This window comes from Tersicoccus mangrovi, assembly GCF_036881825.1.
Lineage (GTDB): Bacteria > Actinomycetota > Actinomycetes > Actinomycetales > Micrococcaceae > Tersicoccus > Tersicoccus mangrovi.
This window is the reverse complement of record NZ_JBAJMW010000001.1, coordinates 74,236-88,442: the sequence shown is the minus strand read 5'-3', so window position 1 is coordinate 88,442 and position 14,207 is coordinate 74,236. Positions and strand designations below refer to the sequence as shown.

Annotated in this window: 9 protein-coding genes and 1 tRNA gene; 7 read left to right on the top strand and 3 right to left on the bottom strand. The window is 72.4% G+C overall.

Annotation, left to right across the window (positions count from 1 at the left end; all coding sequences use genetic code 11):
* Nucleotides 1-32 precede the first annotated feature (32 nt).
* Entirely contained in the window at nucleotides 33-830 is a 798-nt protein-coding gene (locus tag V6N00_RS00420) for a DNA-formamidopyrimidine glycosylase family protein (protein WP_334230121.1), read from the bottom strand.
* 164 nt (nucleotides 831-994) lie between these two features.
* On the opposite strand from V6N00_RS00420, the gene fdh reads away from it, so the two are divergent.
* The 3 genes from fdh to nrfD are packed head-to-tail and all read left to right on the top strand — an operon-like array spanning nucleotide 995 to nucleotide 6,500.
* Nucleotides 995-4,339, top strand: a complete 3,345-nt coding sequence (gene fdh / locus V6N00_RS00415) for a formate dehydrogenase (RefSeq protein WP_334230120.1) — start codon at nucleotides 995-997, stop codon at nucleotides 4,337-4,339.
* A complete protein-coding gene (locus V6N00_RS00410) occupies nucleotides 4,339-5,385 on the top strand; it encodes a 4Fe-4S dicluster domain-containing protein (protein ID WP_334230119.1) in 1,047 nt (348 codons plus the stop codon). Before fdh ends, V6N00_RS00410 begins: the two co-directional genes overlap by 1 nt.
* On the top strand, nucleotides 5,382-6,500 hold the full coding sequence (gene nrfD, locus V6N00_RS00405; RefSeq protein ID WP_334230118.1) for an NrfD/PsrC family molybdoenzyme membrane anchor subunit: 1,119 nt from the start codon (nucleotides 5,382-5,384) through the stop codon (nucleotides 6,498-6,500). Before V6N00_RS00410 ends, nrfD begins: the two co-directional genes overlap by 4 nt.
* 592 nt (nucleotides 6,501-7,092) lie before the next feature.
* On the opposite strand, the gene selD is transcribed toward nrfD, so the two are convergent.
* Nucleotides 7,093-8,109, bottom strand: a complete 1,017-nt coding sequence (gene selD / locus V6N00_RS00400) for a selenide, water dikinase SelD (protein ID WP_334230117.1) — start codon at nucleotides 8,107-8,109, stop codon at nucleotides 7,093-7,095.
* Between the two features lie 38 nt (nucleotides 8,110-8,147).
* On the opposite strand from selD, the gene V6N00_RS00395 reads away from it, so the two are divergent.
* The 3 genes from V6N00_RS00395 to selB all read left to right on the top strand — a co-directional run bounded on the left by V6N00_RS00395 (nucleotide 8,148) and on the right by selB (nucleotide 11,501).
* A tRNA-Sec gene (locus V6N00_RS00395) sits at nucleotides 8,148-8,242 on the top strand.
* Nucleotides 8,243-8,298: 56 nt separating this feature from the next.
* Nucleotides 8,299-9,648: an L-seryl-tRNA(Sec) selenium transferase gene (selA, locus tag V6N00_RS00390; protein ID WP_334230116.1), complete on the top strand. Its 1,350-nt coding sequence runs from the start codon at nucleotides 8,299-8,301 to the stop codon at nucleotides 9,646-9,648.
* The gene (selB, locus tag V6N00_RS00385; RefSeq protein WP_334230115.1) at nucleotides 9,645-11,501 is read left to right on the top strand and encodes a selenocysteine-specific translation elongation factor; all 1,857 of its coding nucleotides are present in this window, start codon (nucleotides 9,645-9,647) and stop codon (nucleotides 11,499-11,501) included. Before selA ends, selB begins: the two co-directional genes overlap by 4 nt.
* 121 nt (nucleotides 11,502-11,622) lie before the next feature.
* Here the strand turns inward: selB and V6N00_RS00380 are convergent, their stop codons facing one another.
* Nucleotides 11,623-11,838, bottom strand: a complete 216-nt coding sequence (locus tag V6N00_RS00380) for a DUF3072 domain-containing protein (RefSeq protein ID WP_334230714.1) — start codon at nucleotides 11,836-11,838, stop codon at nucleotides 11,623-11,625.
* Between the two features lie 507 nt (nucleotides 11,839-12,345).
* Between V6N00_RS00380 and V6N00_RS00375 the strand changes: the two genes are divergently transcribed.
* A complete protein-coding gene (locus tag V6N00_RS00375) occupies nucleotides 12,346-14,109 on the top strand; it encodes an ABC transporter family substrate-binding protein (protein ID WP_334230114.1) in 1,764 nt (587 codons plus the stop codon).
* Nucleotides 14,110-14,207 lie beyond the last annotated feature (98 nt).

The window sequence follows — 14,207 nt, the reverse complement described above, 5'->3', positions numbered from 1 at the left end:
CCTCGTCGTGATCGAGGGGCAGGGCTCAGGGATCAGGGCTCCGGCTGGCAGCGCGGGCACCACCAGGTGCGCCGTTGCTCCGGGTCCCCGGCCACCTCGGCGCGCACCCGGACGAGCGTGCCGCAGCGCAGGCAGGGCCGGTGGGCGCGGCCGGCCACCCAGTGCCGCTCGCCGCGGCGGGTGACGCCGGTGGTGGTCTGGAACAGTCCGGGCACGGTCGCCGAGGAGTGCAGGGTGGTGGCCGCCGTCGCGATCAGGGCGGCGACGTCGATGTCGCCGACGGGGCGCCACGGGAACAGGCCGCGCAGGAAGCACAGCTCGTTGGCCCAGAGATTGCCGAGACCGGCGACGAGGCGCTGGTCCAGCAGGGCCGCGACCACGGGCCGGGCCGGGTCCGCGCCCAGGCGCCGCTGCGCCTCGGCCGGGTCCCAGTCGGCGCGCAGCGGATCGGGCCCCAGATGGCCGACCACACGGTGCTCCTCGCGGGTGGGCACCAGCTCGACGACGGGGATGCCGACGCCCCACGCCGTCGCCCCGGACGCGGTCTGCATCCGCACGCGCACGTCCGGGTCCATCCGCCGCGGCAGCCGCTTGCCGGGGCCGGTGACGGTCCAGGACCCGGTCATCCGCAGGTGGGTATGGAGGGTGTCCCCGGAGTCGAACCGGGTGAGCAGGTGCTTGCCGTGGGTGTCGTGGCCGAGCACGGTGACGCCGGCGAGGCGGGTGCCTGCCGCGCGCCCGCCGCGCAGCTCTCCACCGGCGAGCCGGGCGCCGTCGAGGCCGGCGCGCAATCGCGCCGCGAGGCGGTAGACGGAATCACCCTCGGGCATGCCGTCACCCTAGCGGGCGGGCACGGGAGGCGGCCCGGCGCCGGAAGGGGTGCGGGGCCGTCGACGGCCGTCCGACGGGGGCGCCGAGACGCTGCGCCGACACGGTCACAAGGCTGCTGACGATCGACTCGCTATCGCGGACTGACATGGGCTAGCCTCGCAGCATGGCGACGCGCAAGTTCCTGGGGTGGCCGGCGGCCCGACAGCTGGCCTCCGGCGACTGGTTCGGCCGTGGGCCGGCCGTGACCTCCCCGCGCACGGAGACTCTCAAGCCCCGCACGACGACGGCCGATCGGGTGGTGCAGAGCGTCTGCCCGTACTGCGCGGTCGGCTGCGGCCAGCGGGTCTTCGTCAAGGACGAGAAGGTCGTCCAGATCGAGGGTGACCCGGATTCGCCGATCTCGCGCGGCCGGCTCTGCCCCAAGGGCTCGGCCAGCGAGCAGCTCGTCAACTCCATCGGCCGGCAGACGACGGTTCTCTACCGGGCTCCCCGGGCCACCGAGTGGCAGAACCTGGACCTGGCCACCGCCGTCGACATGATCACCGACCGGTTCCTCGAAGCCCGCCGCAAGGGCTGGGAGGACACCGACGACCAGGGCCGGAAGGTCCGCCGCACCATGGGCATCGCCTCCCTCGGAGGAGCGACGCTGGACAACGAAGAGAACTATCTGATCAAGAAGCTCTTCACTGCGGCCGGAGCCATCCAGGTCGAGAACCAGGCGCGTATTTGACACTCCTCCACGGTTCCCAGTCTGGGAACCTCGTTCGGACGTGGCGGTGCCACGCAGAGTCTGCAGGACATGGCCAACGCCGACTGCATCGTGATCCAGGGATCCAACATGGCCGAGTGCCATCCCGTGGGATTCCAGTGGGTCGCCGAGGCGAAGGCGCGCGGCGCGAAGGTGATCCACGTCGACCCGCGCTTCACGCGCACGTCGGCGGTCGCTGACAAGCACGTGCCGATCCGTGCCGGCTCGGACATCGTGCTGCTCGGCGCGCTGATCAACCACGTGCTCTCCAACGACCTGTGGTTCAAGGAGTACGTGCTCGCCTACACGAACGCCGCGACGATCGTGAACAGCGACTACCGCGACGCCGAGGACCTCGGTGGCCTGTTCTCCGGCATCGACCCGGAGACCGGTCACTACGACACGACGACCTGGGCGTACGCCGACGGCGACTCCAGCGACGGTGACGGGTCCGCGGCAGGCGACACGCACGGCTCCAAGGCGTCCGCCCGCGCGGCCGGTGACGAGCACGGCAGCGGCGGTCCGCCGCTGGACGCCACCGACGCCCAGCGGGACGACACCCTGGAGAATCCGTTCACCGTCTTCCAGATCCTCAAGCGGCACTACGCCCGGTACACCCCCGAGATGGTGCAGCAGTTGTGCGGCATCGCCCCGGAGGACTTCGCGTACCTGGCGAAGGCGATCACGGAGAACTCGAACCGCGACCGGACCACGTGCTTCGCGTACGCCGTCGGCTGGACCCAGCACGGCACGGGCGCGCAGTACATCCGCACCGCGGCGATCCTGCAGCTGCTCCTGGGCAACATCGGGCGTCCCGGCGGCGGCATCATGGCGCTGCGCGGTCACGCCAGCATCCAGGGGTCCACGGACATCCCGACGCTGTTCAACCTGCTGCCCGGCTACCTGCCGATGCCGAGCGCCGGCACGCACGACACCTTCGACGACTACCTCTCCGCCATCCACACCAAGAAGCAGAAGGGCTTCTGGGGCAACGCGGACGCGTACACCATCAGCCTGCTCAAGGCGTGGTGGGGCGACGCGGCGACGGAGGAGAACAACTGGGCCTTCGACTACCTGCCGCGGCTGACCGGGGCGCACGGTACGTACCAGACGCTCACAGCCATGCTCGACGACAAGGTGGACGGGTACTTCATCCTCGGCCAGAACCCGGCGGTGGGCTCCTCCAACGGGCGCATGCAGCGGATGGCGATGTCCCACCTGAAGTGGCTCGTCGTGCGCGACCTGAGCCTCATCGAGTCGGCCACCTGGTGGAAGGACGGCCCGGAGATCGCCACGGGCGAGCTGCGTACCGAGGACATCGAGACCGAGGTGTTCTTCCTGCCCGCCGCGAGCCACGTCGAGAAGGCCGGCTCGTTCACCCAGACACAGCGCCTGCTGCAGTGGCGCCACCAGGCCGTCGCCCCGCCGGGGGACTGCCAGAGCGAGCTCGAGTTCTTCCACGAGCTCGGGGTGCGGCTGCGGGAGCGCCTCGCCGGGTCGACCGACGAGCGGGATCGTCCGCTGCTGGACCTGACGTGGGACTACCCGAAGGACGAGCACGGGGAGACCGATCCCGAGTCGGTGCTGGCCGAGATCAACGGCCGCCACCTCACGGGACCCGACGCCGGCAAGCCGCTGTCCGCCTACACGGAGATGAAGGCCGACGGGTCGACCGCCGGAGGCTGCTGGATCTACACCGGCGTGTACGCGGACGGCGTCAACCACGCCGCCAGCCGCAAGCCCGGCCGCGAGCAGGGCCCCGCGGCCCTCGACTGGGGCTGGGCGTGGCCGGCGAACCGCCGCGTCCTGTACAACCGGGCGTCCGCGGATCCGGACGGCAAGCCGTGGAGCGAGCGCAAGCGGTATGTCTGGTGGGACGAGGAGCAGGGGAAGTGGACCGGCGACGACGTCCCGGACTTCCCGCCGAACCTCGCGCCCAGCAGCCGCCCCGACCCTGAGGTCGGCGGCCCCGAGGCGCTCTCGGGAGACGACCCGTTCATCATGCAGGCCGACGGCAAGGGCTGGCTGTTCGCGCCCAAGGGCATGCTCGACGGGCCGCTGCCGACGCACTACGAGCCGCAGGAATCGCCGGTCGTCAACGCGCTCTACCCGCAGCAGCGCGACCCGTCGCGGGTGCTGTTCCCGCGCGAGGACAATCTGAGCGCGCCGAGCGGAACGGACGCGGGCGCCGAGGTGTACCCGTACGTCTTCACCACGTACCGGCTGACCGAGCACCACACGGCCGGCGGCATGAGCCGCTGGCTGCCGTACCTGTCGGAACTGCAGCCGGAGATGTTCTGCGAGGTCTCGCCCGAGCTGGCCGCCGAGCGCGGCCTCGAGAACGGTGGATGGGCGACTCTCGTCTCCCCGCGCGCCGCGATCGAGGCACGCGTGCTGGTGACCGACCGGATGAAGCCCCTGCAGATCCAGGACCACACGGTCCACCAGATCGGCCTGCCCTACCACTGGGGCACGGGCGGCACGGGAGCAGTCGTGGTCGGTGACGGTGCGAACGACCTGCTGGGCATCACCCTGGACGCGAACACGCAGATCCAGGACTCGAAGGTCTCGACCTGCGACATCCGGCCCGGGCGGCGACCGCGCGGACCGGCGCTGCTCGAACTGATCGACGAGTACCGTGCCCGCGCCGGGGTGTCGACCGAGACCGGCAACGAGCGGATCACGCGTCCGCACCGGGTGCCCGGCCCGGACGGTTCCGGCGAAGAGAAACCGAACGTCGCCGCGGCGAAGGAGGACTGATGGGCCAGCTGGCCGGACCGGCGAATCCCGCCGTCGACGCGCACTGGGAGCACGTGCACGACCGCCGGGGGTTCTTCACCGACACCTCGATCTGCATCGGCTGCAAGGCCTGCGAGGTCGCGTGCAAGGAGTGGAACCACAACCCGCAGGACGGGCAGCTGGAGCTCTCCGGCCACTCGTACGACAACACCGGTGGCCTCGGCGCGAGCACGTGGCGCCACGTCGCGTTCGTCGAGCAGGGCACCGAGCAGATCGAGAAGGCCCGCGAGTCCGGGCGCGCCCTCGTCTCGCTGGGCATGCCGCGGGTCGGGCCGCCGCCGTCGACGCCGTCCATGGCGACGACGAGTGAGACCGCACCTCCGAACACGGAGCAGTTCCGCTGGCTCATGTCCTCGGACGTGTGCAAGCACTGCACGCACGCCGGGTGCCTGGACGTGTGCCCCACGGGTGCGCTCTTCCGCACCGAGTACGGCAGCGTCGTCGTCCAGGACGACGTCTGCAACGGGTGCGGCACGTGCGTGGCCGGCTGCCCGTTCGGCGTCATCGAACGGCGCGAGGACGGTACCGTCCTGGTCGCCGGGGACCGCAGCGGCCCGCCGGAGGAGCTGAAGAAGCGGGTCGGGAAGAAGGCGTCGACCCGCGTCGCGACGCCGGGCGAGAAGCCCAAGGGCGGCGTCGCCCAGAAGTGCACCCTGTGCTACGACCGCATGGTCGACGACCAGACCCCGGCGTGCGCCCAGGCGTGCCCGACCACGTCCATCAAGTACGGCGACCACGACGACATGGTCGCCACCGCCCGCGACCGGGTGGCCCAGCTGCACGCCGAGGGGCGCACCGAGGCGCGGCTCTACGGAGCGAACGAGCTCGACGGCGTCGGCGGTACCGGCTCCGTCTTCCTCCTGCTCGACGAGCCCGAGGTCTACGGCCTGCCGCCGGACCCGCGGGTGCCCACCGCGGACCTGCCGCAGATGTACAAGCGTGCCGGGGTGGCCGTGGTCGGCATGCTCGCCGCGACCGCCGTGGCGTTCCTGGGAGGCCGCCGATGACCACGTCCGTCTACGACAGCTACCGCCCGCCCGAGCCGTCCCGCGGTCGTCGCGCCCGGCGCGGCGGTGACCGTCCGGCGGACCGGCAGTCGTATGACCGCGCCGGTCGGCGGGGCGGGTCCGAGGGCAACCGCGAGATGTCGATGGTGCCCGACGCCGAGTTCACGTCGTACTACGGCCGCCCGGTCGTCAAGCCGGCACCGTGGGGTGACGACGTCGCCGCCTACCTGTTCCTCGGCGGGGTCGCGGGCGGTTCCGGTCTGCTCGCCCTCGGCGGCCAGCTGACCGGGCGGGAGGCCCTGCGCCGCAACGCCCGGCTCGGCGCGCTCGGCGCCGTCGTCGTCGGCGGTGTCGCCCTGGTGCGTGACCTCGGCCGGCCCGAGCGGTTCCTCAACATGCTGCGCACCTTCAAGGTGACCTCGCCGATGAGCGTCGGTTCCTGGATCCTCAGCGCGTTCGGCGCGGGCATCGGTGTCGCCGCTGCCTCCGAGGTGGACCGGCTGACCGGCAACCGGCTCCCGTTGGGTCCGCTGCGTCGCGTCCTGCGCGCCGTCGAGGCCCCGGCCGGTGTCGAGGCCGCCGTGTTCGGTGGCCCGCTCGCGGCCTACACCGCCGTCCTGCTGGCCGACACCGCGACCCCCACCTGGAACGACGCCCGCCACGAGCTGCCCTTCGTCTTCGTCAGCTCGGCGGCCCTCGCCTCGGGCGGCCTGGCGATGATCACCACCCCGGTCGCCGAGGCGGGTCCCGCCCGGATCTTCGCGCTGCTCGGCGTCGCGGGGGACATCACCGCGGTGCGGACCATGAAGGCGCGGATGGACCCGGTCGCGGCCGAACCGCTGCGGCAGGGCGCACCCGGCACCATGCTCGAGTGGAGTGAGCGGCTCGTCATCGCCGGCGCGGCCGGCACCCTGCTCGCCGGGCGCAGCCGCATCGCCGCTGTCCTGTCCGGTACGGCCCTGCTGACCGCCTCCGCCCTGACCCGCTTCGCGACGCTCCACGCCGGCATCGCCTCCGCGAAAGATCCGCGTTACACGATCGAGCCGCAGAAGCGCCGGCTCGAGGCACGGCGCGCGGCCGGCATCACGCACGACGCCATCACGACCGTCGGCTGACGCGGCTCCTCGACGCCGCGGCCGCAGCGGAGCCCGGTTGCGGCGCCGCGTGACCGGGCTGGAGCACTCTGGCCCAGGTTCGGTGCCGGTTGTTCGGGCTGGAGTGCGGTGGTTCCTGGTGGCGGTGTGGTGCCTGCAGCGCAGCCCGTTCGCGGCGCTGTGTGACCGGGCTGTCGCACTCTGGCCCAGGTTCGGTGCCGGTTGTTCGGGCTGGGGTGCGGCGGTTGCTGGCGGCGTCGTGGTGCCTGCTGCGGAGCCCGTTCGCGGCGCTGTGTGACCGGGCTGTCGCACTCTGGCCCAGGTTCGGTGCCGGTTGTTCGGGCTGGGGTGCGGCGGTTGCTGGCGGCGTCGTGGTGCCTGCTGCGGAGCCCGTTCGCGGCGCTGTGTGACCGGGCTGTCGCACTCTGGCCCAGGTTCGGTGCCGGTTGTTCGGGCTGGGGTGCGGCGGTTGCTGGCGGCGTCGTGGTGCCTGCTGCGGAGCCCGTTCGCGGCGCTGTGTGACCGGGCTGTCGCACTCTGGCCCAGGTTCGGTGCCGGTTGTTCGGGCTGGGGTGCGGCGGCTCCTCGCACCGGCGCCGCGGGCCGGCAGACGCTACCGGAGCTCGATGCCCGCGCCGGGGACGGTGTGCCCGATGACGGGGTGACCCGGCAGTTCGCCGACGACGAGGAGGCCGCCCGAGGTCTGGGCATCGGCCAGCAGCAGCAGGTCGTCCTCGCTCACCCCGGCGCCGGTCCGCAGGTGGGGGCGCACCCAGTCGAGGTTGCGCTGGGTGCCGCCGGAGACGAACCCGTCCCGCAGCGCATCCCGCGCGCCCTCGACCACCGGAACGGCCGCGGTGTCGATGACCGCGCCGACCCCGGACGCCCGCATCATCTTGTGCAGGTGGCCGAGCAGGCCGAAGCCGGTGACGTCGGTCGCCGCACGCACACCGGCCGCCAGGGCCGCCTCGGACGCGTCGCGGTTCAGCGCCGTCATCGTCTCGACCGCCGCGGCGAACACCTCCCCGGTGCGCTTGTGCCGGTTGTTCAGCAGCCCGACGCCGATCGGCTTGGTCAGCGTCAGCGGCAGCCCCGCCTCCGCGGCGTCGTTGCGCAGCAGGCGGTCCGGGTCCGCGACGCCGGTCACCGCCATGCCGTACTTCGGCTCGGGGTCGTCGATCGAGTGGCCGCCGATCACGGGACACCCCGCCTCGGCCGCGACGGCCAGGCCACCCTCAAGCACCTCGGTCATCAGCGACAGGGGGAGCACGTCCCGCGGCCAGCCGACGAGGTTGATCGCCACGACGGGCCGCCCGCCCATCGCGTAGACGTCGGAGAGGGCGTTCGCCGCCGCGATCCGGCCCCAGTCGTACGCGTCGTCGACGACGGGCGTGAAGAAGTCGGCCGTCGACAGGACGGCCAGGCCCTCGCGCACCAGCACCGCGGCCGCGTCGTCGCCGTCGTCGAGGCCCACGAGCACGTTCTCGCACTTCTGGCCGGTCAACCCGGCGACCGCCTCCTCGAGCTCGCCCGGCGGGATCTTGCACGCACAGCCGCCGCCATGGGCGTAGCCGGTCAGGCGGACCGTCGGCTGGTCCCGGACGGGGGAGGAGGCGGGTGAGGGGGTCATGTCCCGAGCGTAGTCCCGGATTGACTAGGCTGGATCCCGGAGGCGTCCGGGTCCTGGTGGGCCCCCCGGTCTTCAAAACCGGTGAGACCGAGCAGCTCGGTCTGGCGGGTTCGATTCCCGTCCGCCTCCGCCAACCACGACAGCGCGCCGCGCACGCCGACGGCGCGCGCTCCGCGGGGAGGAGCAACGGTGCAGCAGGTCGATCCTCGCCGCCTGATCCCGCGCACCGACCGCCTGCTGGCTCTGCCCGCCGTCGCGGCCGCGCGACCGCGGCTGAGCGAGACCGTCCTGCTCGCCCTCGTGCGCGACGTGCAGGACCGGGCCCGGCGTGGCGAGCTCCCGCCCGGTGAGGTCGAGGACGCGGTCACGACGGCGGTCCAGGCCCGCGCCGCGACCCGGCTGCAGCCGGTGCTCAACGCCACCGGCGTCGTCGTGCACACCAACCTCGGCCGTGCCCCACTCGGGCCGGCCGCCGTCGACGCTGTGCTGGCCGCATCCGGGTACGTCGACGTCGAACTCGACCTGGCCACCGGCGTCCGCTCCCGCCGCGGAGCGGGCCTCCGGGCGGCCCTGCTGGCCGCCTGCCCGGCCGCCGAGGACGCCCTCGCCGTCAACAACGGCGCCGCCGCCCTCGTCCTGGCGACCACCGCGCTCGCCGCCGGGCGCGAGGTGGTCATCAGCCGCGGAGAACTCGTCGAGATCGGCGCCGGCTTCCGACTGCCGGACCTGATCGCCTCCACCGGCGCCCGGCTGCGCGAGGTCGGCACGACCAACCGCACCCACCTGCACGACTACGCGGACGCGATCGGCCCGGACACCGGCTGCATCCTCAAGGTGCACCCCAGCAATTTCCGGGTCGAGGGCTTCACCGCGGGGGCTCCGCTCGCGGACCTGGCCGCGCTCGCCGCCGAGCGCGGCGTCCCGCTGGTCGCCGACATCGGCAGCGGCCTGCTGGCCCCGGACCCGGCCCTGCCCGACGAGCCGGACGCCGCGACCACGCTGGCGGCCAGCGCCGATCTCGTGACGGCCAGCGGCGACAAGCTGCTCGGCGGCCCCCAGGCCGGGCTGTTGCTCGGCCGGGCGGATCTCGTCACCCGGCTGTCCCGGCACCCGCTGGCCCGGGCCGTCCGCGCCGACAAGCTCACCCTCGCCGCGCTCGAGGCCACCGTCACCGCCGGCGAGGCCCCCGTCACCCGCTACCGGCATGCCGATCCGGCCCGGCTGCGCGAGCGGGCCGAGCGGCTCGCCGGGGCCCTGGGCGCTCCCGTCGTCCAGCACGACGGCCGAGTGGGCGGCGGAGGTGCCCCGGGCGTGCCCCTGCCCAGCTGGGCGGTACGCCTGGACGAGGCGGTCGCGCTGCCCCTGCGCACCGGCCGCCCCGCCGTCCTGCCCCGCGTGCACGACGGCGCCTGCCTCCTGGATCTGCGGTGCATTCCCGAGGCCGACGACGGCCGACTGCTCGCCGCGGTACAGGCGGCCCTCGCCACGCTGCCCGACGCTTCTTCGGCGACCTCCACCCCGTCGTCCCCGTCGGCATGACCGGATCCTCCGGCGACACCGGCTCCTCCGGCGACCCGGTCGCGGGCGCTCGCCCGACGACCGCGGTGATCGCGACCGCGGGCCACGTCGACCACGGCAAGAGCACCCTCGTCCGTGCGCTGACCGGGATGGAACCGGATCGGTGGGAGGAGGAGCGCCGGCGCGGCCTGACCATCGACCTCGGCTTCGCCTGGACGGTCCTGCCGTCGGGCCGGGAGATCGCCTTCGTCGACGTGCCCGGCCACGAGCGGTTCCTCGGCAACATGCTCGCCGGCATCGGCCCCGCCCCCGTCGTGATGTTCGTGGTCGCGGCCGACGAGGGCTGGCAGGCGCAGTCGAGCGACCACCGGGACGCGGTCGCAGCCCTCGGCATCGATCGCGGGGTCCTCGTACTCACGCGGGCCGACCGGGCGCCCGACCGCGTGCCCGAGACCCTGCGCGCGGCACGGGCCGAGCTCGCCGGCACCGGGCTGCGGGACGCGCCGGCCGTCGTCGTCAGCGCCGTGGACGGCACCGGCCTGGACGACCTGCGCGCCGCGCTGGACGACGTGCTGGCCTCCGCGCCCGAGCCAACGACGACGGGCCGGGTACGGCTGTGGGTGGACCGGGCCTTCTCCATCACGGGAGCGGGCACGGTCGTCACCGGCACGCTCCCGTCCGGGACGCTGGCGGTGGGGGACCGGCTCGATCTGCTCGGGGCCGACGGCGCGGTCGGCGTCCAGGTCCGCGGCCTGCAGAGCCGTGACGAACCGCGCACCGCGGCCGGTCCGGTCAGCCGCGTCGCCCTCAACCTGCGTGGCGTCACCCCCGCCGACGTCGGGCGCGGGGACGCCCTCGTGACGCCGGGCGCGTGGCCCGTGACCGACACCGTGGGCGTGCGACGGGCCGACGGCGTGCCGTTGAGCGAGTCGCCGGATCAGGTGGTCGTGCACGTCGGCACCGCCGCGGTGCCGGCCCGGCTGCGATCCTTCGGCGACGACCACGCCTGGCTCGCGCTCGCCCGGCCCATCCCGCTGGTCCCCGGCGACCGGATCGTCCTGCGCGACCCCGGCGCCCATCGGCTGCTCGGCGGCGTGCTGGTGCTCGACGCGGACCCGCCCGCCTTCCGCCGCCGCGGCGACAGCGCCCGCTGGGCCGCCCGCCTGGCCACGATGACGCCGGGCGGCGACCCGCTCGGCGAGGTGGCGGCCCGTGGGGCGATCCCCGCCGCACGCCTGCACCGCCTCGGCCTGATCGCCTCCACGGACCAGGAGCCGCCCGCGGGCGTGACGGCTCTGGGGGAGTGGTGGGTGCACGCCCCGGTGCTCACCGGCTGGCAGCAGCGCCTGCGGGCCGCGGTGACGGCCCAGCACGAGGCGGACCCGCTGGCCGGTGGACTCACGAACGGCGCGGCGCGGGACCTGCTCGCGCTGCCCACGGGCGTGCCGCTGGATCCCGTGGTCGCGGCCGCCGGGCTCGAGCAGGAGGCCGGCCGGATCCGGGTGCCGGGCAGCCAGAACGACCTCGGGGCTGCCGAGTCCGCCGTCGCGCGCCTCGAGCAGCGGCTGGGCGCCGGCCCGTTCCTCGCCCCGGAGGCCCACGACCTCACCGCCCTCGGCCTGACCGGACGCGATCTCGCCGCCGCCGAGCGGGCAGGACGGATCATCCGGCTGCGCGACGGCATCGTGCTGCTGCCGAGCGCGCCGGCGCTGGCCATGCGCACGCTGGCCGGCCTGGCCCAGCCGTTCACGACGAGCGACGCCCGTCAGGCCCTGGGCACGACGCGGCGCGTCGTCATTCCCCTGCTCGAGCACCTCGACGGGCGTGGCTGGACGCGACGGCTCGACGCCGGGCACCGCACGATCGTCCGCTGAGGATCCGACCGCTCACGGTGGCTCGCCCGGGAATCCGGGCGAGACGCGCCCGTCTCACGCCGACGTCGCCGCGCGGACGCCCGCGTGAGCAGGGCCGGAGGTCAGAGCGGACCGGGTGCCGTCAGTTGCTCGAGTCTCCCCGGCCCGTCTTGCTCTGCAGGCGGTCGATGTGCTCGGAGGCCTGCGCCTTCGTCAGATCGGCCGGCAGCTCCTCGCCCGCCTCGCGCGCCAGGGTGTCGAGGTAGCTGCGCTGCGCGCCGGTCATCGGCTCGTCGCCGGTGACCCACTGCTCCGGGTCCTTCTCGGTGGTGTTCGCCTGGGGCGTGCTCGCCCCCAGGGTCGGGCGGTCGCCGCCGGTCCCGGTGTCCTGGTTCTGCTCGGGGTACTGCGCCTGCGCGGGATCGGTGCCGCCCTGATCGCCGCTCGCCTCGCCCTCGGGTCGTCCCGCGGCGGGCAGATTCTGGTCCGGCTGGTTCGTCTGTTCGCTCATGGTCGCCAGCGTAGACCCGACCTCCGACAGTCCGGCCGGCGGCCTGATCCCGGGCCGGGGAGCGGCGCGCCGAACGGCGGAAGACGGCCGTCCCGGCCCGCCGAACACGGCGTGACCTGCGGCGGCGTCCTGTGGGGACACCGCTGTCCCAGGTCACAACTTCGTAACGACGCACTCTCGATTCGACGCCGGAAGCATTGTCGAAACAAACGCCCACTAGTCTGGACCCACATGTGAGACACGCCACTTACCGTTCGGTACGGTAGTGTGTCCGCAGCCCGGGGCAGTGTGTTGCGGGTCACTCAGAAAATTCCATGAGGAGGCGGAATGCGTGTTACGCGTATTTCCAAAATCGTGGGGGCGGCTGCCATCGCAGCGCTCGCACTCAGCGCCTGCGGTGGCAACACCGGCGGCGGCAGCAACAACGCCACGTCAGGCGCCAGTAGCTCCGGCGGAGGGCAGATCACCGTCGCCGAAGTGAACGGTTTCAGCTCGTTCAACCAGTCGACCGCGAACGGCAACTCGGACGTCAACGGCAAGATCTGGCTGGCGACGCACTCCGGCTTCAACTACATCGACAAGGACCTCAAGGTCGTCAAGAACGAGAAGTTCGGCAAGTACGAGAAGGTCTCGGACAACCCGCTGACGATCAAGTACACGATCAACGACGGCGTGAAGTGGTCCGACGGGACCCCGGTCACCGCCGATGACTACGTGCTCGCCTGGGCCGTCTACTCCGGCTACTACGACGACGCGACCACCGACGACAGCGGCAAGGTCACCAAGGGCACCCAGTACTTCAGCTACGCGGGTACCACCTCGGGCCTGAACAAGACGACGTTCCCCGAGGTGAGCGAGGACCGGAAGTCCTTCACCCTCAAGTACACCGTGCCCTACGCCGACTGGGAGATCGCGTTCAACGCTCCCGAGGTTCCCGCGCACGTCGTCGCCAAGAAGGCCGGTCTGACGGACGCAAAGGCGCTGTCCGACCTGATGAAGCCGCTGCCCAAGGGCAACGTCGACAAGCCGGCCTCCCCGAACGCGACGCTGAAGAAGGCCGCGGACTTCTACAACAAGGGCTTCGACACGACGACGCTGCCGTCCGACCCGTCGCTGTACCTCTCGAACGGTCCGTTCATCGTCAGTGCGATCACCAACAACGAGTCGGTGACGCTGAAGAAGAACCCGGACTACAAGTGGGGCACCGAGCCCAAGGTCGACACCATCGTGATGCGGACCATCGGTGACACCCAGGCGCAGATCCAGGCGCTGAAGAACGGCGAGGTCGACATCGCGGCCCCGCAGTCCTCGGCGGACACCCTCGATGCGCTGCAGTCCATTCCGGACGCTCAGGTGCAGAAGGGCGACCAGCTGGCGTACGACCACGTCGACATCAACCAGTACGGCACCTTCAAGGACCCGACGCTGCGTGATGCGTTCATGAAGACGGTCCCGCGCAAGGCGATCCTCGACGCGATCATCACCAAGCAGAAGCCCGACGCCAAGGTGCTCGACTCGCAGATCTTCGTCCCGGCCCAGTCCGGTTACGCGAAGTCGGCGCAGGACAACGGCTCGTCGGCGTACGACAACGTCGACATCGCCGGTGCGAAGAAGCTGCTGGCCGGCCGAACCCCGACCGTGCGGATCATGTACAACAAGGACAACCCGAACCGTGTCGACGCCTACACGCTGATCGCCAAGTCCGCCTCCGAGGCCGGCTTCAAGGTGGTCAACAACGGCGCGGCTGCCAACGAGTGGTCCGGCAAGCTGGGCGACGGCAGCTACGACGTGTCGATCTTCGGGTGGACCAACCCGGGTGTGGGCGTCTCCGGCGTCCCGCAGATCTTCGGGTCCGGCCAGGGCTCGAACTTCACCAAGTTCAGCAACAAGGACGCCGACAAGCTGATGTCCGAGCTGATCACCTCCACCGACAAGGCGAAGCAGGACGAGCTGCAGCAGCAGATCGACAAGCTCATCTGGGACAGCAAGTACGGCGTGCCGCTCTTCCAGAGCGTCGGCGTCGAGGCGTTCAGCAGCCGGGTGACCGGCGGCGTGAACTACCAGCCGAACCAGTACGGCGTCTGGTGGGACGTCTGGGACTGGGCCGTCAAGTCCTGACCCGGTACTCCCGGGTGACGGTCATCGTCCCGTCGAGGGGCTGATCGCAGGAGGCACCAGGGCCAGCAACGGTCCTGGTGCCTCCCCGCGTTCCCCCA